The sequence below is a fragment of the Kitasatospora sp. NPDC029312 genome (assembly GCF_055569215.1).
This window is the reverse complement of sequence record NZ_JBVHXY010000036.1, coordinates 51,990-68,884: the sequence shown is the minus strand read 5'-3', so window position 1 is coordinate 68,884 and position 16,895 is coordinate 51,990. Positions and strand designations below refer to the sequence as shown.

Below are 16,895 nucleotides of genomic sequence, written 5' to 3'. Positions count from 1 at the left end.
CCTAAAAAAGACCCCCAGGGGCAGAGCCCACCAAAAAACCAACCCACAAAAACCCCCCCCCCCCCCCCCCCCCCCCCCCCCGCTGCTGCTGCTGCGTACCTGCACCCGCCTCGACGCGAGCCACGAGCCGTCGGCGGGAGGCTTCGGACCGGCGCACCACACCCTGACTCCCGACCGCTGCCCGCATGCTGGCGGCCTTTCAGTGCCATGTGAAATGTCACATGGCATGATGCGGGCCTCTCGTACAACCCGCCGGGCTCCCAAGGGCGCGCTCGTCCTCCTGGGCGCCGTCACCGCCTCGCCGCCCTCCTTGGGCCCGCCACACGGGCCCGGCCGTCGCCAACGGCGGATGCCGCACCGACGCCACCGTAACACCGGACCAGGAGCAGGCCCGGCTCTCGGACCCATGATCGGAGGATGTGGCCCGTCGGAGGGCGCGCCATGGTGCGCCCTCAGCACAGGCGTGCGGCGGTTGAACGGTCGCGTCAGGGCGTCGGCGCGGCTCCGCAAGAAGGCGAACGCACGTGAAGCGGGCGCGTGCACCCATCGGCACGCGCGGCCGCTCCGTGACCTGATTGATAGTCAGATAAGTCAGCAAAAAGTCAGCATCGATCCGACTAGAGACTGTCGCAGATGCCCAAACATGTGAATCGGCCAGGGTCTCGACGTCGTCACAATCCACCCCGCGAGTCAGTCGAGGTGCTCGCGTTCCGAGCTGCCCGACTGGTCCCGAGCCGCTCCCTGAGGCATCACGCCACACTGCATCGCCAGGCGGTGTTTTCGCATGTCAGCGCACACGACCCCGCGCTCTCAGTGGAATGGACGGCAGCTCGGGGGCGGGCAACCGTGCGCCGTCGTAGCCGTGCACCTCGCCGAACCGGGAGCCCTTCTCCCAGTCGTTCCGTGCTTGTACGATCTCCTCACCGGATCGGCCGATGAAGTTCCACCACATGATGATCTGCTCCTCGAAGGGCGTGCCGCCGAGGAGGATGAGGCGGGCCTCGGTGTCGCTGGTGTTGGTGAGGGTCATGCTGGTGGGGCCCGGGGCGAGGTAGCCGAGGTCGGCGGGGGTCAACGCGGTGTCGGCGAGGCGGACTTCGCCGCGGTCGACGAGGAGGCCGTGTTCGAAGGTGGGGTCGACGGTGAGGGTGACGGTGGCGTGCGGGCGGAGGGTGAGTTCGGCGCCGAGGAGGGGGGTGAAGGTCGGGACGGGGGAGGTGTCCCCGGCCAGGGTGCCGAGGAAGACGCGGGCCTCGCCGCCGTCGAGCGGGACCGGCCGGGGGATGTGGTGGTGGAAGTCGCGGGCGGTGTGGCGGTGTTCGTCGGGCAGGGCGACCCAGAGCTGGACGCCGTGCAGGATGGTGGTGGCGGGGGTGGAGACCTCGGAGTGGCAGATGCCGTGGCCGGAGGTCATCAGGTTGAGCTCGCCCGGGCGGACGTAGGCGTGGACGCCGAGGCTGTCGCGGTGCTCGATCTCGCCGGTGAACAGCCAGCTGACGGTCTGCAGGCCGGTGTGGGGGTGCGGGGCGACGTCCATGCCGCCGGTGAGGGCGATGTCGTCGGGGCCGTAGTGGTCGACGAAGCACCAGGCGCCGACGAGGGGGCGCGAGCGCTGGGGCAGGGTGCGGCGTACGGTCATCGCGCGCGGTCCGCCGAGCGGGACGTTCCGGGCGGGCAGCACCTCGACCCGAGGGTCCTGCGGGTCCTGCTGGTCGGCGGCGGGGCGCGGCCCGGTCTCGGTGGTGCTCACGGTGGTGATCCCTCCATGGGTATGGCGCTTCGGCGGGCAGTTCTTCGGCGGGTAGTTCTAGATTCAACTATTATGGCATGGCAGAGTGGCGGGCAACAGCGAGCCGGTGGAGGAGTTCAGGTGACTGATGTGACGGTGGTTCCGGCGGAGCGGCGGGTCTTCATCGACAAGCAGAGCCCCAAGGCCTATCGGGCGCTGCGCGCCGCCGCCGAGGCGGCGCGCGAGACCGCGGCGGTGGCCGGCCTGGACCGGCGGCTGGTGGAACTGGTCAACCTGCGGGTGTCGCAGGTCAACGGCTGCGCCTACTGCTTGAACGTGCACACCCGGGCCGCGCTGGGCGAGGGCGAGACCACCCAGCGGCTGGGCGTGCTCCCGGCGTGGCGGGACACCGAACTGTTCACCGTGCGGGAACGTGCCGCGTTGGCGTTGGCCGAGGCGACCGCGACCCCGTCGGACGCGGCGCTGCAGGAGGCGGCCTACGTCATGGCGCGCGAGGCGCTAACCGAGGAGGAGATCTCGGCCGTGATCTGGGTCGCGATCGCCATCAACGCCTTCAACCGGGTGTCGATCATGAGCAAGCACCCGGTCCGGCCGACTCCGGGGCAGTAGCCGGCCCACCTCATCGGCTCGGAGACGGCGGGGGAGGCGTCGGGGATGGGGAGAAGGTGGCGGGGGAGGGGGAGCGTCGGGGAAGAGGAGGCGGAGCCGCTGATGCGCCTCACCGAGGAGGCCCGCGGCACACTCGCCGAATTCCCGGAAGACCTCCTACACCGCGTCGTGGACGGGCTCTTCCACCCCGGCACCACCCGAAGGGCCTCGGGCATGACGGACGTGACGCTCAACCTGTGGAAGCAGCCGCTCGGCGAGGTGCCCGCGGATCTCTGGGACCGGACCGAGCTGACCGTGCTCATCCTCGCCGAGACCGGGATCGCCGAACTCCCGCCGGGGATCAGTCGATTGGACCGGCTGCGCACCCTCGACCTGGGGCACAACCGGCTCACCGCGGTGCCCGCCGAACTGGGCGGGCTCACCGGGCTCGGCGACTTCCTCTACCTGCACGACAACGCGCTGACCAGCTTGCCCGAGGAACTCGGGCGGCTCGCCCGCCTGCGCTACCTCAACGTCGGCGAGAACCGGCTCACCCAACTCCCGTCTGCCATCGGGGGGATGGCCGCCCTGGTCGAGCTGCGCGCCCAGCGCAACCGGCTCACCGCCCTGCCGGAGTCGATCGGCGACCTCGGCGCGCTGCGCGAACTACGGCTGCGCGGGAACGAGTTGGGTGCGCTGCCGGACTCCGTCACCCGGCTCGCCGAACTGCGCGAGCTGGAACTGCGGGAGAACGCCTTCGCCGAGTTCCCCACCGTGCTCGCCGGTCTTCCGTCGCTGCGCCGGCTGGACCTGCGCGGCAACCGGATCACCGAACTTCCCGACTGGCTCGCCGAACCGGGCGCGGTGCCCGTTCTGGAGAAGCTCGATCTGCGGTGGAACGCGGTACGGCCGTCGGACCGGCTGCTGGATGCGCTCGCCGCGGGCGGCTGCGCCGTGCTGTTCTGATCCCGGGGCCGGTGCGGGCGGGCGACGCCGAGGCGCGGAAAAGATCAGCAGCCAGCGCCGAGGATCCTGCTACCCTGGGCGGCATGAAGCGCGCTGCACTCGTCACGACGACGCCGGAGAGAGTCCCGGCGCGCTGACTGCTGACCTAGTCCGAAGCCCCGGGGCGAGTGCCCCGGGGCTTCGTCGTCTCCGGAACCACTCGGCCCGTGGAACCAGAGTGGAGACACCCATGAACGACCGGCTCCCGCATGACCACCGCAAGCTCGGCCGCGAGCTCGACCTGTTCGACACCGACCCGCTGATGGGCTCCGGCCTGCCGTACTGGCTGCCCGGCGGCGCCGCGATCCGGCACACCCTGGAGGAGTTCATCCGCGGCCGCGAGCGCCGGGCCGGCTACCGGCACGTGTACTCGCCGGTGCTCGGCAAACGGGAGCTGTACGAGATCTCCGGCCACTGGGACCACTACCGCGAGGACATGTTCCCGCCGATGGAACTCGGCTCGGAGGAGATGGTGCTGCGGCCGAGCCTCTGCCCGCACCACGCGCTGATCTTCCGTTCACGCTCCCGCAGATATCGAGAACTCCCGCTGCGCATGGCGGAGTTGGGTGGCATGTACCGCTCCGAACTGTCCGGGGTGCTCGGCGGGCTGACCAGGGTCCGGGCGATCCAGCTGAACGACGCCCACGTCTTCTGCACCCCCGAGCAGGCCGCCGACGAGGCCGTCGCCGCATTGGAACTGATCCGCGAGGCGCACCGCGCGCTCGGCATCGTGCCGGTCCGCTACCGTCTCTCGCTGCCCGGTGCCGGCGGCAAGTACGTCGCCGATCCGGCTCTGTGGGAGCGTGCCACCGCGCTGCTGACCGATGTCCTGGAGCGCTCCGGGGTACCGTTCGAGGCGGCGGAGGGCGAGGCCGCGTTCTACGGCCCGAAGATCGACGTGCAGATCGCCGACGGCGCCGGGCGCGAGTTCACCCTCTCCACCGTCCAGATCGACTTCCACCAGCCCGAGCGCTTCAACCTGCACTACATCGGCCCGGACGGCGCCAAGCACCGCCCGGTGATGGTCCACCGCAGCGTCATCGGCAGCGTCGAGCGGGTGGTCGCCCACCTGATCGAGCTGCACGGCGGAGCGTTCCCCGCATGGCTGGCGCCGGCCCAGGTCGTCCTGCTGCCGATCTCCGACGCCGAGGCCCCGCAGGCGGAGCGGCTGCGGCAACGCTGCCTGGATCTCGGTCTGCGCGCCGAGATCGCCGGGCCGGAGCACGGCAGCCTCGGCGCCCGGATCCGGGAGTCCCGACTGGTGCCCTACCAGGCGGTGATCGGCGCCAAGGAGGCCGTGGACGACCGGGTCGCGCTCCGACTGCGGGACGGCCGACGGCTGGAGCCGATGCCGGCCGAGGAGGCCTGGGCGCGGATCGGCGCGCTGGTGGCCCGGTGCAGCTCCGAGCTGTGGGAGGACGGTGCCGCCGGGTGAGCGGGCCTCCCGCCCCCGCCGGGTCAGTACGACTGCAGCTCGATCAGGTGGCCGTCGGGGTCGCGCAGGTGGGCGGTGCGCAGGTTGGGGCCCCACTGCGGGCGGTCGGTGGCCGGGGCGGCGAGCGCGCCGCCGTGGTCGAGGCAGAGGGCGAGCGCCTTGTCCGCGTCGTTGACCCGGAGGACCAGCATGGCGGAGTCCTGGGCGGGGGCGGTAGGGCGAGCCGGCAGGTCGGTCGTGCCGAGGGCGGCGGCCATCTCCGAGCGGTCGAAGAGCACCAGGACGGCCTGGTCGTCGACGTCCCAGTTGGCGTACGGGCCCTCGGGTGCGCCCTTGACGAGGGTGGCGCCGGTGAGGGCCGGCAGGACGGAGCGGTAGAAGTCGAAGCACTCGGCGAAGCGGGTGACGAGCAGGCGGGGGTACAGGGCGTCCATGGCAGGAACTCCTGGGATCGGAGGGTGTGAAGCGGCGGCCACGAAATGGTGGGTCGTGACCCACTATAGGGAGAGGCCCTAGAATTTCGCCATGGCCTCCGAGACACCCGCGTTGCCCGACGGGCTGCCGCCCACCCAGTCCGACGGGCTGCCGCCCACCCTGCTGGACCTCAGCACCTTCCTGCTCGCCCGGATCGGCCGCACCGCGCGCGCCCGGCTCGCCGAGCAGCTGGCCGAACGCGAGCTGCGGCTGTGGGACTTGGCGGTGCTCGCCACGCTCGCCGACTTCGGGCCGCAGGCGCAGCGGGACCTGGTGCAGCGGCTGGGCATCGACCCGAGCGATCTGGCGAAGGTCGCCGACCAACTGGGCGCCGCCGGCTACGTCGAGCGCACCCGGGACCAGCGGGACCGGCGGAGGCTCTCGGTGTCGGTCACCTCGGCCGGGCGGGCGCTGCTGGCCGAACTGGAAGGCCGGGCGCGGGCGGTGGAGGACGAGGTGCTGGCGCCGCTGGACGCGGGCGAGCGGCGCACCCTCCAGGACCTGTTGCTGCGAGTGCATCAGGGGATGGCGGAGCAGCGCGGCGCCGTCTGACCTCAGGCGGTGGGCTGTCCGGGACGGCGGGCACCCGCGAACTCGCCCGCCCAGCGCGGGACGTCGAGCACCTTCTCGACCCGGGCGACCAGCGTGCCCGTGCGTTCGGCGTGGATCATCGCGCCGTCGCCCGCGTAGATGCCGACGTGGTGCAGGGGCGCGTCGGAGCGGGAGAAGAACAGCAGGTCGCCGGGGGCCAGGGCGTCTCGCTCGACCGGGGCGCCGAGGTGGAACTGGGCGGCGGTGTAGTGCCCGAGTTGGACGGTGCCGTTGCTGGCCCGGTACCAGCAGTAGAGGGACAGACCACTGCAGTCGAACCCCACCGTGGACTCACCCAGGCACTTGCCGTCGAGGTAGCCGTTCTCCTCGTCGCAGAAGCCGAGGCTGGGGCCCAGCCGGTCGCCGCCACCCCAGGCGTACGGGATGCCGATCTGAGCCTCGGCCACGGCGGCGACCCGTTGGCCGAGGGCGGCGGCGCGCGTGGACGGTGGCCCGGCCGGGGCCGCGGTCCGGGCCGCTGTCTGCGCCGCGGCCTGGGCCGCCGGGGTGAGGGCGGGAGCCAGGGCCGCCCCGAGGGCGAGGCCGACCATTCGGCGCCGTCCGACTCCGGCGGCCTGGTCGCGGCTGGGCGGTTGGCATTCCATCGGTCGACTCCCCGGGGGCGGCTGCGGCGTTGGCGTTGGCATGGGCGTCCGGGCGGGCTGTCGCGGCAGGTGCGGCGGGTGCGCGCTACGGACGGGCACCAGCATCGCGGTCCGGCAGCCCAGTGCGCCATCACCCGCAACGGTGAATCGTGGGTACACAGGCCTTGGTGCGGCTGGGAGTTCGCCGTAAAAGCGTTTGACCACTGTTCGTGAGGGGCCAACGATGGGCGCGAACGTTCGGCCACGACCATCGGAGGACTCGTGAACAGCGCCGTCAAGCTGGTCCGCAGCGCGCGCCTGACCCCGGCCGTCGACTACGCCTACGCGGCGGTGGTGGACGCACCGGTCCGCTCGCTCTGGCTCGCCGGGGCCTGCCCGCTGGACGCCGACGGGCGCGCGGTGGCCGTCGGCGACTACGCGGGGCAGGCCCACCAGGTGATGCGCAATCTGATAACCGTGCTGGAGGAGGCGGGCGCGGGGCTCACCGACATCGCGCGGACCACCGTGTACGTGGCCTCCGGTGACCGGGCGGACCTGGTGAAGGTGTGGGACGTGTACCGGGAGTACATGGGGGAGCACGACGCTCCCAGCACCTTGCTCGGTGTCTCGGTGCTCGGCTACAGCGACCAACTGGTGGAGGTGGAGGCGGTGGCCGTGCTGCCCTGACGCGTCTCGCTGGGCGGGTCCAGCAAGTCGGTTCTGGACACCGGTTCCGGAAGTGGGTTCGGGAGGCGGGTTCAGGAAGCGGCGAGCAGGGTGTCCAACTTCCGGTAGCCCTCGGCCACGCCGCGCTCCATGCCGCTGGCCAGGATGGCGTCCCGGGCCGCCAGGCTGTCGACCACCGACAGCACGGTGACGCGGGTGCGGCCCTCGCCGACGGGTTCGAAGACGGCGGTGTCCAACGAGACGCCGTCCGGCACGCCCTCGAAGGTGAAGGTCTGAACGAGCCGGCTGGCCGGCCGGACTTCGTGGAACGAGCCGTAGAAGCCGGCGACTTCCTGACCCTCGCGGTGCATCGAGTAGCGGTAGCGACCGCCGGTACGGGCCTCCCAGGTGTCGATCTTCATGTCGAGGTCCTGGGGGCCGAGCCACCGGGTGACCAGTTCGGGATCCGTCCAGGCCCGGAAGACCCGGTCCGGCGGGGCGTCGAACTCCCGGACGATCCGGATGGTGGGCAGCGCGGGGTCAGCTTCGATCCGGGTCTCACGGTCGGTGGAGGTCATGACGGGGCTCCTTCGTTCTGCTGAGGCCGGGCCTTGCGTTCAGGTCCGGCGTTCCGTTCGGATCGGTCGGGTGTGGGCTTCCGGGCCTTCGGGCTTCGTCTCGGCGCCTGCGCCGGCGCCGCTGTCGGCGTCGGGGGCCGGGTCGTCCAGTGCCGCGAGGACGGCGTCCAGGCGGCTGAAACGCTCCTCGGCCAGGCGGCGGTAGCGTTCGATCCAGCTCGTCATCAAGTCGAAGACCTGCGGTTCCAGATGGCACGGCCGCCGTTGGGCGTCCCGGCTGCGGCTGACCAGTCCGGCTTCTTCCAATACCTTGAGGTGCTTGGAGACCGCCTGCATCGAGATCGCGTAGGACTCGGCCAGCTCGCCGACCGTGGCGTCCCGGACCGAGAGCCGGGCGATGATGTCGCGCCGGGTCGGATCGGCCAGGGCGACGAACGCCCGGGAGAGCGGATCGACGGCCACCTCACACCTCCACTCATCCTCAACCGATTGGTTGAGAACCACGCTACTCCTGCCCACCGCATTGTCAACCGCTTGGTTGCGAAAGGAGTGGATGGCAGTCCTTTCGAGCGGGCGTCCGGCCACGCAAAACCGATCGTTCGGTTTTGCAAGGGGCTGCGTGCGACGTGTCGCTGCGGACGCGGTGAGCGGAGGCGCAACGGCCCGATCCTCGCGGATGCGGCCCTGTCCTGGAGGAAAGGTGAACGGTTGAGTGGGGGATCGGAGGGAGTTTGAATCGATTCCCGTCGCCTTGCGGCCCGGAAGCCGCCCGCAGTTAAGATACGGGGTGTTTGGTTTGGTTTAGCGCGAGCTCAGGGCGGGGTGGTGGCGGTGGTGCGACAGGAGCGAGCGCTTCGGACGCGTCGGCTGATCCTGGAGGCCGCGGCGTCGGTCTTCGACGAGTTCGGCTACGAGGGTGCCACGATCGGGGAAGTGGTCTCCCGGGCGGGGGTCACGCGGGGCGCGGTGTATTTCCACTTCGCCTCGAAGCGGGATCTCGCCCAAGGGGTCGTGGAGGAGCAGTTCGGCCAGGACGGCGTGCCCGAACGCAGCTGCAAGCTCCAGGAACTCGTGGACACCGGGATGGTGGTCGCACACCTGATGCCGCGTGACGCGCTCCTCAGCGCGGGTGCCCGGCTCTCCCTCGCCCAGGGTGTGTTCGACGATCTCGGCGGCGATGCGATCCGCAGCTGGATCAGCCGGACGGAGGCGCTGTTGGTGGCCGCCGGGGAGCGCGGCGAGCTGCTGCCGCACGTCGTTCCGGCTGACACCGCGTGGCTGCTCACCGCGGCATGGACGGGCGTGCAGATCCAGTCCCAGAAGCTCTCCGGCCGGACTGACCTGGAGCACCGCGCGTCCGCGCTGTTCCAGCACGTGATGCCGAGCATCGCGGTGCCCGGCGTGCTCGGCGCCCTGCGGATGGGGCCGGACCGCGGCGCCCAGGTGGTCGCTGAGTCCGCGGCGGCCCATTCGGTGCGGGAGAGTGGCGAGGAGTCGACCGAGGCTCGCGCCGCGGTCGGCTGACGAGGGCGGAGGGCTTGACCGTCCAGTGGAATGCCGTTCGGGCGTCCGTGAAAACGAACAAACAGCGCGTTCGGTTTCGCTGACCTGGTCGGTCGGCGCGACGCAGTCGCGAGCAACCGCCGTCAACGGGGTGGGACGGACACCCCCGCCGAGCGGAGTCGGGCCTCGGTGAGCGCGGTCAGCCGGGCGGAGACCGGCGCCCGCTCCTCCCGGTGGTGGTTGATCAGCCCGTACTGGGCGGAAGCCCTGGCCCAGGCCCGCAGACTGGCGGGATCGCCCAGCAGGGCGGGGTTGGCGAGGTAGGGCTCGGCCATCGCGGCCGCGAGTTCCTCGATCCGCGGGTCGTCCGGTTCCCAGTTCTCGGCCTCCTGGCCGCGCTTCGCGAGGTCGATGAACTCGGGGTCGTCGAGGCGGTGTTCGAGCTGGGCCAGGAAGCCGTCGAAGGCCTCCGGCACCAGGGCCCGGGCCAGCACCAAGGCCTCGCGTTGCGCGGCCACGTAGTCGGGGCTCAACCCGAGGTCGGGCATCCGGTCCAGGACGGCGCAGGCGCGGTCGGGCAGCAGGGTCCGATCGCCGTCGGTGAGCCGGTGCAGGGACTCGCGGCGCGCCGTCAGCTCCGCGATCCGCTCGGTCAGCCGCCGCTCGACGTCGGCGAGGGCGGCGGCGAACCGCTCGGCGTCGGCGTCGAGCATGGGCCCGATCTCGGCGAGCGGCACCCCGGCGGCGGCCAGGGTCCGGACCTGGACCAGCCGCAGCAACTCGTCCGATCCGTACCGCCGGTAGCCGGAGCTGTCGCGCCGCGGCTCGTCGACCAGCCCGTGCTGGTGGTAGTGCCGCACCGTCTTGACCGTGACGCCGACGAATGCCGCCGCCTGCCCGATGGTGACTCCGCTCGTCATCCGCTCAGCCTCCTGGTTCCTCGGACTCGGCGCGTGCACGAGCGCCCGCCGAGCAGTGGATGGACGGCCACGCCGAGCCCGGCTGGTGCGGCGTGGCCAAGATCGCCTTTTCACGACGCGATTCCGGAAAGGGCCCGGCCTCGCAGGGTACGGGCCCCGGGCGTTCAGCTGCTCGACTGGGCCGGATCGGTCCGCCCGTCGAGGAACACCGCCTGCACGAGCCGCTGTTGGGCGTTCTGGAACGCCGGCGCGATGGACAGGTCGGCGTCGTCCACGTAGTTCAGCCCGGCGGTCAGCGTCGTGCCGCCGTCCGCTGTGCTGTACATCAGCGCCGCCGAGCCGATGGTGGCGCCGTTGTGGTGGAAGACGGTGGGACCGCCGGGGCCCGTGTCCTGCACGAACACCCCGAGACCGTAGCCGACCGTGGCCTCCGGGATGCGCATCTCGGCCAGCAGGCCCGGCGGCAGCAGCTTGCCGCCCATCAGGGCGGAGAAGTACGTGTGGAGGTCCTTCGTGGTGGTGATCATGTCGCCACCGGCCGAGACCCAGGACGGGTTGTGGCGGGTGATGTCGACCGTCCGCTCCCGCCCCGCGTCCTGGTAGCGGTAGTAGCTGTGGTTGTGGGGTTCGGGGACGTCCGGACAGGCGCCCGGCGCCACGGTGCCGGTCAAACCCAGCGGGGTCAGGATGAGCCGCCGCAACTCCTCGGCGAACGGGCGGCCGGTGACCCGTTCGATCACCAGGCGGGCCAGCACGTAGTTGGTGTTGGAGTAGCTCCAGCCCGCCCCCGGCGCGAACCGGGCCGGCCTGGACAGCGACAGCCGGACGAGTTCCTCGGGCCGGTAGGTGCGGAAGCGGTTCTCCACCCACTCCTCGCCCCGCCAGGGCACCCCCGGCTCGACCGTCCCGTCCTCGCGGAGCTCACCGGTGTGGCTGAAGACGCCGCTGGTGTGCTGCAGCAGCATCCGCACCGTGATCCGCCGGTCCAGCCCGAACCCGGGAAGGTACTCGTCGGCCGGGACGTCCAGCCCGATCCTGCCCTCCGCCACCAGCATGAGCACCGTGGTCGCGATGAAGCTCTTGGTGGTGCTGCCGGTGCGGAAGTGCCCGTCGGTACGCGGTTCGGCGCTGCCGCCCAGCTCCCGGGCGCCTGCGCTGCCGACCCATTCGCCGCGCTGGTCGTTCACCCGCAGCTGTACTCCGAGGAAGCCGCCTTCGGCGATCTCCTCGATCGCCTGTCGCAGCTCCGGCCGGTCCTGCCGCTGGTCGGAAAAGGTGGTGGACATGCCGCTCCTTCGCATCCGTGGACGCCCGGGGTCGCCCTCGGGCCGATGCGACGACCCTCCACCCTGCCCCAGGGGCAACCTCAACCGTGTCCCCGATCACACGTGCCGCCCTGCCTGAGCCTCCCGGCGCCCGTCCAGAGCCCGCTGACTCGCCGAGCCGCCGGGCCCCGCGTCGCCCCGGGCGGTGGAAAACGGCCTGATCACCGGCGGCGCCGGTGCGGTAGGGTGACCGACGCCGAATACACGACCGCCACGCAGGGAGGTGAGACCCATTACCGGTATGTCCGAGCGGGTGCTCCCGGAGCGCGGCCGCGCGGGCGCCCCGCGCGCGTAGCGCGGACGCGTCGACGCGGCGTCGGCCCTGGCGGGAGCCCTGACGGAGTCCTCCGTTCTCCTCCCGTCCTGCCCAAGGGGTTCGCTTTGCCGCTCCACTCCTCCGCCGCTCTCCGTTCCTCGGTCGTCTCCCGGCTGCGCGCCGCCGGTTGTGTGTTCGCCGAGGAAGAGGCGCGGATCCTGCTCGCCACCGCCGCCACACCCGCCGAGCTGGCCGCCATGGTCCGCGCCCGCGCCGAAGGGCGGCCGCTCGAACACGTCGTGGGTTGGGCCGAGTTCGCCGGGCTGCGGATAGCCGTCGACCCCGGTGTCTTCGTCCCGCGGCGGCGCAGCGAGTTCCTGGCTGCCGTCGCCGCCCGGCTCACCCGCCCCGGCGCGCTGGTGGTCGACCTGTGCTGCGGCAGTGGGGCGCTCGGCGCCGCCGTGGCGGCCAGCGCCGGGCACCCGGTCGAGCTCTACGCGGCCGACTGCGACCCGGTCGCTGTCCGCTGCGCCCGGCGCAACCTGGCGGGCGCGGGCGCTCGGGTCCTGGAGGGCGACCTGTTCGCCGCCCTGCCCGAGGGGCTGCGCGGGCGGGTGGACGTGCTGATCGCCAACGTCCCGTACGTCCCGACCGGTGACATCGAGCTGCTGCCGGCCGAGGCCAGGTTCCACGAGGCCCGGCCCGCGCTGGACGGCGGCGCCGACGGGCTGGACGTGCTGCGCCGGGTGGTCGCCGAGGCGCCGGGCTGGCTGGCCACCGGTGGCTCGCTGCTGTTCGAGACCAGCGATCGGCAGGTGGCGGGCGCACTGGCCGTGGCACGGGCGGCGGGTCTGGTGGCTGTCGGCCGCCGGGACGACGAGTTGGACGCCACGGTGGTCACCGCGACCAGGCCGTGAGCGAGGACCGTCCCCGGTCTGCCGGTCCTCAGATGCTGGTGCCGTACACCCGGTCGACCGGGATGGTGAGCAGTACCCGGCGGTCCGAGACCATCGTCTCGCGGTACTCCGCCCAGTCGGGGTGCTCCCCGGCGGCCCGGCGGTAGTAGTCGACCAGCGCCTCGACCTCGGGCCCGTGCGGGTCGGTGCCCGGGCCGGTGAGGGTGGCGACGCCCTCGGCGGTGACCCAGGAGCGGCCGTCCGGTCCGGTGACCTCCAGGCTGACCCTCGGGTCCCGGCGCAGGTTCGCCGTCTTGGCGAGGCCGTCCCGGGTGGAGACCAGGATCGCGTTCGCCGCGCGGTCGTAGTAGGGCATGACGGGGGAGAGTTGGGGACGGCCGTCCGCCTTGATAGTGGCGAGGATGCCCAGGCGGCTCTGAGCGAGGAGCGCGTACGGGTCGTAAGCGGTGGTGGTCATGGGTCCATCATCGGGCTTCACACCGGTGTCAAGGTCAAGGTGCGGGAGGTGTGTTGCGCTGGGGCGCGCGGTCACGGTGAGTTCGACGCACTCGGCCGGGGAGTCCACGGGGACGGAGCACAGCCGTAACGGGCCGCTCCTCGTGGTCAGTTCGACCCCAACTTCCGGACGGCCCCGGCCAGTGCGGCCGCGGTGCGACGCACGTCCGCGTCGGTGGTGCGCCAGTTGCTGAAGGCCGCGCGCAGGGCGGCCCGGCCGCGGTGGCGGGTGGGCGTCAGGAAGGCTTCGCCGGAGAGTTCGGCCGCGAGCGCGGCGAGGCGCTCGGGGGTGGGGTCGGCGGTCAGGGTGAAGCAGACCACGTTGAGCCGGACCGGGGCGAGCAGGCGCAGGCCGTCGGTCGCGTCGACGGCCTCGCCGAGCGCGCGGGCGCCGGCGACGCAGCGCTCCACGATCTCCCGGTGCCCGGCCCGGCCGTAGGCGCGCAGGGTGAACCAGGCGGCGAGGGCGCGCAGTCGGTGCGAGTTCTCCGGGGTGAGGTGGACCAGGTCGGGGTGCTCGCCGATCGGGCCGAGGTAGGCGGCGGCGTTCTGGAAGACCTTGGCCTGGAGGTCGCGGCGGCGGGTGAACTGCACGGCGCTGTCGTAGGGGACGTTGAGCCACTTGTGCAGGTCCACGCAGACCGAGTCGGCGAGGTCCAGCCCGGCCACCAGTTCGGCGTACTCCGGTGCGAGGGCGGCGAAGGCGCCGAAGGCTGCGTCCACGTGCAGCCAGAAGTCGTACCGTTCACGGAGGCCCGCGATCGCGGACAGGTCGTCGAAGTCGACGGTGTTCACGGTGCCCGCATTGGCGACCACGACGCACGGGCCCTCGGCCGCGGCGAGCGCCCGCTCCAGCGCGGACACGTCCACGGCCTCGCGGTCGGGCAGGGTCGCCACGGCGGTCAGCGCCCGGCGGCCCAGGCCCAGCACGCTCAGTGCCTTGGACACGCTGGAGTGCGCGCTGCCCGACAGGACTCGCACCCGGCCCAGCGCGGCGGCCCCGTCCTCGGCCACGTCCACGCCGAGCCGTTCGCCCAGCCACTCCCGGGCGACCGCCAGGCCGACGGTGTTGGACATGGTCGCCCCGCTGACGAAGGTCCCGCTGTGCGCGGGGGAGAGGCCGAACAGGTCGCGCAGCCAGCCGACCGTCTCCGCTTCCAGGTGCTGACCGGTCGGGTCCAGCGAGGAGTTGGAGTTCTGGTCGGCGGCGGAGGTCAGCCAGTCGCCCGCCAGCGCGGCCGGGGTCGCGCCGCCCGTGACGAACCCGAAGTAGCGCGGGCCGGCGCTGGCCGACAGCCGGGGCTGCCAGCGTTCACCGAATTCCGCCAGTGCGGCCCGCAGGCCCTGGGCCTCCTCGGGAAGCGGCCGCACCGGCGTCGGCCGGTCCGGCGCAGGAGGGATCACCGGGCGGTCGGCGAGGCCGGTGAGGAAGGCGACGGCCTGCTGCCGGGTCTCCTCCAGCAGGGCGGGCAAGTGGGTCAGGTCGGCGGCGAGTTCGGGGTGCATGGCGCTTCTCCGTTGATCGGTTGTCAGCCCGACGGTAGGGGGAGCGCGGTGAGCCGTCGCGGGCCAATTCGCTTCGGGTGGCCTGGTCGGAGGGCGGCGTGCGTCGAACGCCGGGCGGGTGGCCGGACCGTACGGCGCGCGCCGACGGCCGGGGCGGGGCCGGCCTGGGCCGGCGCGGGGCCGGGCGCGGGACCAGGGCCGACCGGGACCTCACGCCAGCGCGGCCGCCTTGCGCAGCAGCACCGACCGCTCGCGCGCGTTGCCGCACAGGCGGGCGGCCAGCTCCAGCTCGGCCCGGGCTTCGCCGGTGCGGCCGAGGCGGACCAGCAGTTCGCCGCGCACGCTCGGCAGCAGGTGCGAGCCCGACAGGCGGCCGGAGGCGACGAGGTCGTCCACCACCGACAACGCCTGCTGCGGGCCGCTCGCCATCGCGACGGCCACCGCCCGGTTGAGCTCCACCACCGGCGACGGAGCCACCCGGCCGAGCGCCTCGTAGAGGAGCACGATGCGCTCCCAGTCGGTCTCCGGCACCGAGGGCGCCACGGCGTGGCAGGCGGCGATCGCGGCCTGCAGACCGTACGGGCCGAGGCCGCGCCGCAGGGACGAGGCCCGGCCGAGCGCGGCCAGCCCGCGACGGATCGCCGACCGGTCCCACAGCCGCCGGTCCTGGTCCTCCAGCAGGACCGGCGCACCGTCCGGCCCGGTCCGGGCCGGGAAGCGCGCGGCGGTGAGTTCGAACAGCGCGAGCTGCCCGTGCACCTCCGGTTCGGCCGGCAGCAGGGCGGCCAGCGTCCGGGCCAACCGGACGGCCTCGTAGGCGAGGTCGGGGCGCAACAGACGGTCGCCGGCCGTCGCCGTCGACCCTTCCGTGAAGATCACGTACAGCACGCTCAGGACGGTGCCGAGGCGCTCGCGCCGCTCCTCGGGCGGCGGCAGCTCGAACGGGACGCGGGCGGCGGCGATGGTCTTCTTCGCCCGGGTGATCCGGGCCTGGACGGTCGGCACCGGTACCAGGAACGCCCGGGCGATCTCCTCGCTGGACAGGCCGCCCACCACGCGCAGCGTGAGCGCCACCCGGGCCTCGGGGGAGAGCACCGGGTGGCAGGCGGTGAACATCAGCGCCAGCACGTCGTCGTCCACCCGGTCGGGGTCGAACGGCAGGTCGTCCCGCCGCTCGGGCGCGGCCGCCGCGCCCGAGCTGAACTCCCCGTCGGCCAGCGGGCCCGCGAGCGCCGCGTACCGCTCGTCCAGCGCCGACCTGCGGCGGAAGGCGTCGACGGCCCGGCGCCGCGCGGTGGCCAGCAGCCACCCCACCGGGCTGGCCGGCGCACCGTCCCGCGACCAGGAGACCAGCGCCTCCGCCAGCGCCTCCTGGGCGACGTCCTCGGTGAGCGCGAAGTCCCCGGTGTAGCGGGCCAGCGCGCCCACGATCCGGGCGGACTCGATCCGCCAGACGGCCTCGACGGCCCGCCGCACCGACTCGGCGACCGGCGAGCCGTCGGGGGCTCCAGGCGTCACAGCTGGCCGGTCCGCTCGCGCCACGCCCGCTCCTTGACGATCCACTCGTTGTCCTGGGGGAACTCGTCGATGCCCGGCACCCGGCGGACCTCGCACTTCGAGCCGGGGAAGGCCGGGAGCCGCTTGGCCCACTCGACCGCCTCCTCCTTCGAGGCGACGTCGATCAGGTAGAAGCCGCCGAACAGCTCCTTCGTCTCACCGTAGGGCCCGTCGGTGACCACCGGGGTCTCCCCGCTGAAGTCGACCACCACGCCCTGCGTCGGGTCGTCCAGGCCCTCGGCGGCGACGAGCACGCCCGCCCGGATCAGCTCCTCGTTGAAGCGGCCGACCGTCTCCAGCATCTCCTCGAAGGGCGTCTCCATCATCTTCGCGACGGACTCGTCCGTGCCGCGCATGATCAGCATGTACTTCGCCATCTTCGCTCTCCTTGCTCGGGGGCCGTCCTTCGACCCTCTCAGTCCCAGGTCGAACGGGACCAGCCGGGGATCGACACGGCGGACGGATTCGGCGGAACTTTTTCCCGCACGCCCCGACCGGGTCGGTACGGATTCGGTAGGGCCCGACGCGGAAAGGGGCACGCCGGGCCGGTATGCGCCGGGCCGTACGTGCCCGTCCATCCCGTGGAACCCGGGCCGGAATGTTTGGCCTGCCCGTGCGGCGGTAGACGCATGGCTCGGGTGGAGCCGGAGGACGGACGGTCCACTCCAGGGGACGGCCCCGGACACCGGACCGGTCAGTCAGCCGCCCCTTTCCGACAGCCGTCCCGTCAACCAAACCCGGAGGG

18 protein-coding genes are annotated in these 16,895 nt (G+C 72.6%); 7 read left to right on the top strand and 11 right to left on the bottom strand.

Annotation, left to right across the window (positions count from 1 at the left end):
* Nucleotides 1-787: 787 nt before the first annotated feature.
* Entirely contained in the window at nucleotides 788-1,750 is a 963-nt protein-coding gene (locus ACZ4WV_RS26245) for a pirin family protein (RefSeq protein ID WP_465750790.1), read from the bottom strand.
* Between the two features lie 120 nt (nucleotides 1,751-1,870).
* On the opposite strand from ACZ4WV_RS26245, the gene ACZ4WV_RS26240 reads away from it, so the two are divergent.
* From ACZ4WV_RS26240 to thrS, 3 genes are all read left to right on the top strand, one after another.
* Nucleotides 1,871-2,359, top strand: a complete 489-nt coding sequence (locus tag ACZ4WV_RS26240; protein ID WP_465750788.1) for a carboxymuconolactone decarboxylase family protein — start codon at nucleotides 1,871-1,873, stop codon at nucleotides 2,357-2,359.
* A 213-nt stretch (nucleotides 2,360-2,572) separates the two neighbouring features.
* On the top strand, nucleotides 2,573-3,304 hold the full coding sequence (locus ACZ4WV_RS26235) for a leucine-rich repeat domain-containing protein (protein WP_465750806.1): 732 nt from the start codon (nucleotides 2,573-2,575) through the stop codon (nucleotides 3,302-3,304).
* Nucleotides 3,305-3,533: 229 nt separating this feature from the next.
* On the top strand, nucleotides 3,534-4,778 hold the full coding sequence (gene thrS / locus ACZ4WV_RS26230) for a threonine--tRNA ligase (protein ID WP_465750786.1): 1,245 nt from the start codon (nucleotides 3,534-3,536) through the stop codon (nucleotides 4,776-4,778).
* 23 nt (nucleotides 4,779-4,801) lie between these two features.
* On the opposite strand, the gene ACZ4WV_RS26225 is transcribed toward thrS, so the two are convergent.
* Nucleotides 4,802-5,212, bottom strand: coding sequence for a VOC family protein (locus ACZ4WV_RS26225; RefSeq protein WP_465750784.1), 411 nt, complete (start codon nucleotides 5,210-5,212; stop codon nucleotides 4,802-4,804).
* A 91-nt stretch (nucleotides 5,213-5,303) separates the two neighbouring features.
* Here ACZ4WV_RS26225 and ACZ4WV_RS26220 point away from each other — a divergent pair, with 91 nt between their 5' ends.
* Entirely contained in the window at nucleotides 5,304-5,804 is a 501-nt protein-coding gene (locus ACZ4WV_RS26220) for a MarR family winged helix-turn-helix transcriptional regulator (RefSeq protein WP_465750782.1), read from the top strand.
* A 2-nt stretch (nucleotides 5,805-5,806) separates the two neighbouring features.
* Here the strand turns inward: ACZ4WV_RS26220 and ACZ4WV_RS26215 are convergent, their stop codons facing one another.
* Nucleotides 5,807-6,448, bottom strand: coding sequence for a C40 family peptidase (locus tag ACZ4WV_RS26215; protein WP_465750780.1), 642 nt, complete (start codon nucleotides 6,446-6,448; stop codon nucleotides 5,807-5,809).
* A gap of 261 nt (nucleotides 6,449-6,709) precedes the next feature.
* Here ACZ4WV_RS26215 and ACZ4WV_RS26210 point away from each other — a divergent pair, with 261 nt between their 5' ends.
* Complete coding sequence (locus ACZ4WV_RS26210; RefSeq protein WP_465750778.1) at nucleotides 6,710-7,114, top strand: RidA family protein; 405 nt, start codon at nucleotides 6,710-6,712, stop codon at nucleotides 7,112-7,114.
* Between the two features lie 71 nt (nucleotides 7,115-7,185).
* Here the strand turns inward: ACZ4WV_RS26210 and ACZ4WV_RS26205 are convergent, their stop codons facing one another.
* On the bottom strand, nucleotides 7,186-7,671 hold the full coding sequence (locus tag ACZ4WV_RS26205; RefSeq protein ID WP_465750776.1) for an SRPBCC family protein: 486 nt from the start codon (nucleotides 7,669-7,671) through the stop codon (nucleotides 7,186-7,188).
* Between the two features lie 39 nt (nucleotides 7,672-7,710).
* Entirely contained in the window at nucleotides 7,711-8,133 is a 423-nt protein-coding gene (locus ACZ4WV_RS26200; RefSeq protein ID WP_465750774.1) for an ArsR/SmtB family transcription factor, read from the bottom strand.
* 372 nt (nucleotides 8,134-8,505) lie between these two features.
* Between ACZ4WV_RS26200 and ACZ4WV_RS26195 the strand changes: the two genes are divergently transcribed.
* The gene (locus ACZ4WV_RS26195) at nucleotides 8,506-9,195 is read left to right on the top strand and encodes a ScbR family autoregulator-binding transcription factor (RefSeq protein WP_465750772.1); all 690 of its coding nucleotides are present in this window, start codon (nucleotides 8,506-8,508) and stop codon (nucleotides 9,193-9,195) included.
* A 122-nt stretch (nucleotides 9,196-9,317) separates the two neighbouring features.
* Here ACZ4WV_RS26195 and ACZ4WV_RS26190 read toward each other — a convergent pair whose 3' ends face one another.
* Entirely contained in the window at nucleotides 9,318-10,094 is a 777-nt protein-coding gene (locus tag ACZ4WV_RS26190; RefSeq protein ID WP_465750770.1) for a MerR family transcriptional regulator, read from the bottom strand.
* A 164-nt stretch (nucleotides 10,095-10,258) separates the two neighbouring features.
* Nucleotides 10,259-11,380: a serine hydrolase domain-containing protein gene (locus ACZ4WV_RS26185; RefSeq protein WP_465750768.1), complete on the bottom strand. Its 1,122-nt coding sequence runs from the start codon at nucleotides 11,378-11,380 to the stop codon at nucleotides 10,259-10,261.
* 420 nt (nucleotides 11,381-11,800) lie between these two features.
* Between ACZ4WV_RS26185 and ACZ4WV_RS26180 the strand changes: the two genes are divergently transcribed.
* Nucleotides 11,801-12,592, top strand: a complete 792-nt coding sequence (locus ACZ4WV_RS26180; RefSeq protein WP_465750766.1) for a putative protein N(5)-glutamine methyltransferase — start codon at nucleotides 11,801-11,803, stop codon at nucleotides 12,590-12,592.
* A 28-nt stretch (nucleotides 12,593-12,620) separates the two neighbouring features.
* On the opposite strand, the gene ACZ4WV_RS26175 is transcribed toward ACZ4WV_RS26180, so the two are convergent.
* The 4 genes from ACZ4WV_RS26175 to ACZ4WV_RS26160 all read right to left on the bottom strand — a co-directional run bounded on the left by ACZ4WV_RS26175 (nucleotide 12,621) and on the right by ACZ4WV_RS26160 (nucleotide 16,527).
* Nucleotides 12,621-13,049: a PPOX class F420-dependent oxidoreductase gene (locus tag ACZ4WV_RS26175; protein ID WP_465750764.1), complete on the bottom strand. Its 429-nt coding sequence runs from the start codon at nucleotides 13,047-13,049 to the stop codon at nucleotides 12,621-12,623.
* 146 nt (nucleotides 13,050-13,195) lie between these two features.
* On the bottom strand, nucleotides 13,196-14,593 hold the full coding sequence (locus ACZ4WV_RS26170; protein ID WP_465750762.1) for a pyridoxal phosphate-dependent decarboxylase family protein: 1,398 nt from the start codon (nucleotides 14,591-14,593) through the stop codon (nucleotides 13,196-13,198).
* Between the two features lie 210 nt (nucleotides 14,594-14,803).
* Nucleotides 14,804-16,135, bottom strand: a complete 1,332-nt coding sequence (locus tag ACZ4WV_RS26165) for an RNA polymerase sigma factor (protein ID WP_465750760.1) — start codon at nucleotides 16,133-16,135, stop codon at nucleotides 14,804-14,806.
* Complete coding sequence (locus tag ACZ4WV_RS26160) at nucleotides 16,108-16,527, bottom strand: YciI family protein (protein WP_465750758.1); 420 nt, start codon at nucleotides 16,525-16,527, stop codon at nucleotides 16,108-16,110. The genes ACZ4WV_RS26165 and ACZ4WV_RS26160 overlap by 28 nt, the downstream gene beginning before the upstream one ends.
* Nucleotides 16,528-16,895: the final 368 nt, after the last annotated feature.

What these genes read in the sequence shown, in the direction of transcription:
- ACZ4WV_RS26215 (WP_465750780.1), bottom strand. Translation starts at nt 6,448, where the DNA reads ATGGAATGCCAACCGCCCAGCCGCGACCAGGCCGCCGGAGTCGGACGG.
- ACZ4WV_RS26175 (WP_465750764.1), bottom strand. Translation starts at nt 13,049, where the DNA reads ATGACCACCACCGCTTACGACCCGTACGCGCTCCTCGCTCAGAGCCGC.
- ACZ4WV_RS26190 (WP_465750770.1), bottom strand. Translation starts at nt 10,094, where the DNA reads ATGACGAGCGGAGTCACCATCGGGCAGGCGGCGGCATTCGTCGGCGTC.
- ACZ4WV_RS26220 (WP_465750782.1), top strand. Translation starts at nt 5,304, where the DNA reads ATGGCCTCCGAGACACCCGCGTTGCCCGACGGGCTGCCGCCCACCCAG.
- ACZ4WV_RS26160 (WP_465750758.1), bottom strand. Translation starts at nt 16,527, where the DNA reads ATGGCGAAGTACATGCTGATCATGCGCGGCACGGACGAGTCCGTCGCG.
- thrS (WP_465750786.1), top strand. Translation starts at nt 3,534, where the DNA reads ATGAACGACCGGCTCCCGCATGACCACCGCAAGCTCGGCCGCGAGCTC.
- ACZ4WV_RS26185 (WP_465750768.1), bottom strand. Translation starts at nt 11,380, where the DNA reads ATGTCCACCACCTTTTCCGACCAGCGGCAGGACCGGCCGGAGCTGCGA.
- ACZ4WV_RS26235 (WP_465750806.1), top strand. Translation starts at nt 2,573, where the DNA reads ATGACGGACGTGACGCTCAACCTGTGGAAGCAGCCGCTCGGCGAGGTG.
- ACZ4WV_RS26225 (WP_465750784.1), bottom strand. Translation starts at nt 5,212, where the DNA reads ATGGACGCCCTGTACCCCCGCCTGCTCGTCACCCGCTTCGCCGAGTGC.
- ACZ4WV_RS26205 (WP_465750776.1), bottom strand. Translation starts at nt 7,671, where the DNA reads ATGACCTCCACCGACCGTGAGACCCGGATCGAAGCTGACCCCGCGCTG.
- ACZ4WV_RS26170 (WP_465750762.1), bottom strand. Translation starts at nt 14,593, where the DNA reads ATGCACCCCGAACTCGCCGCCGACCTGACCCACTTGCCCGCCCTGCTG.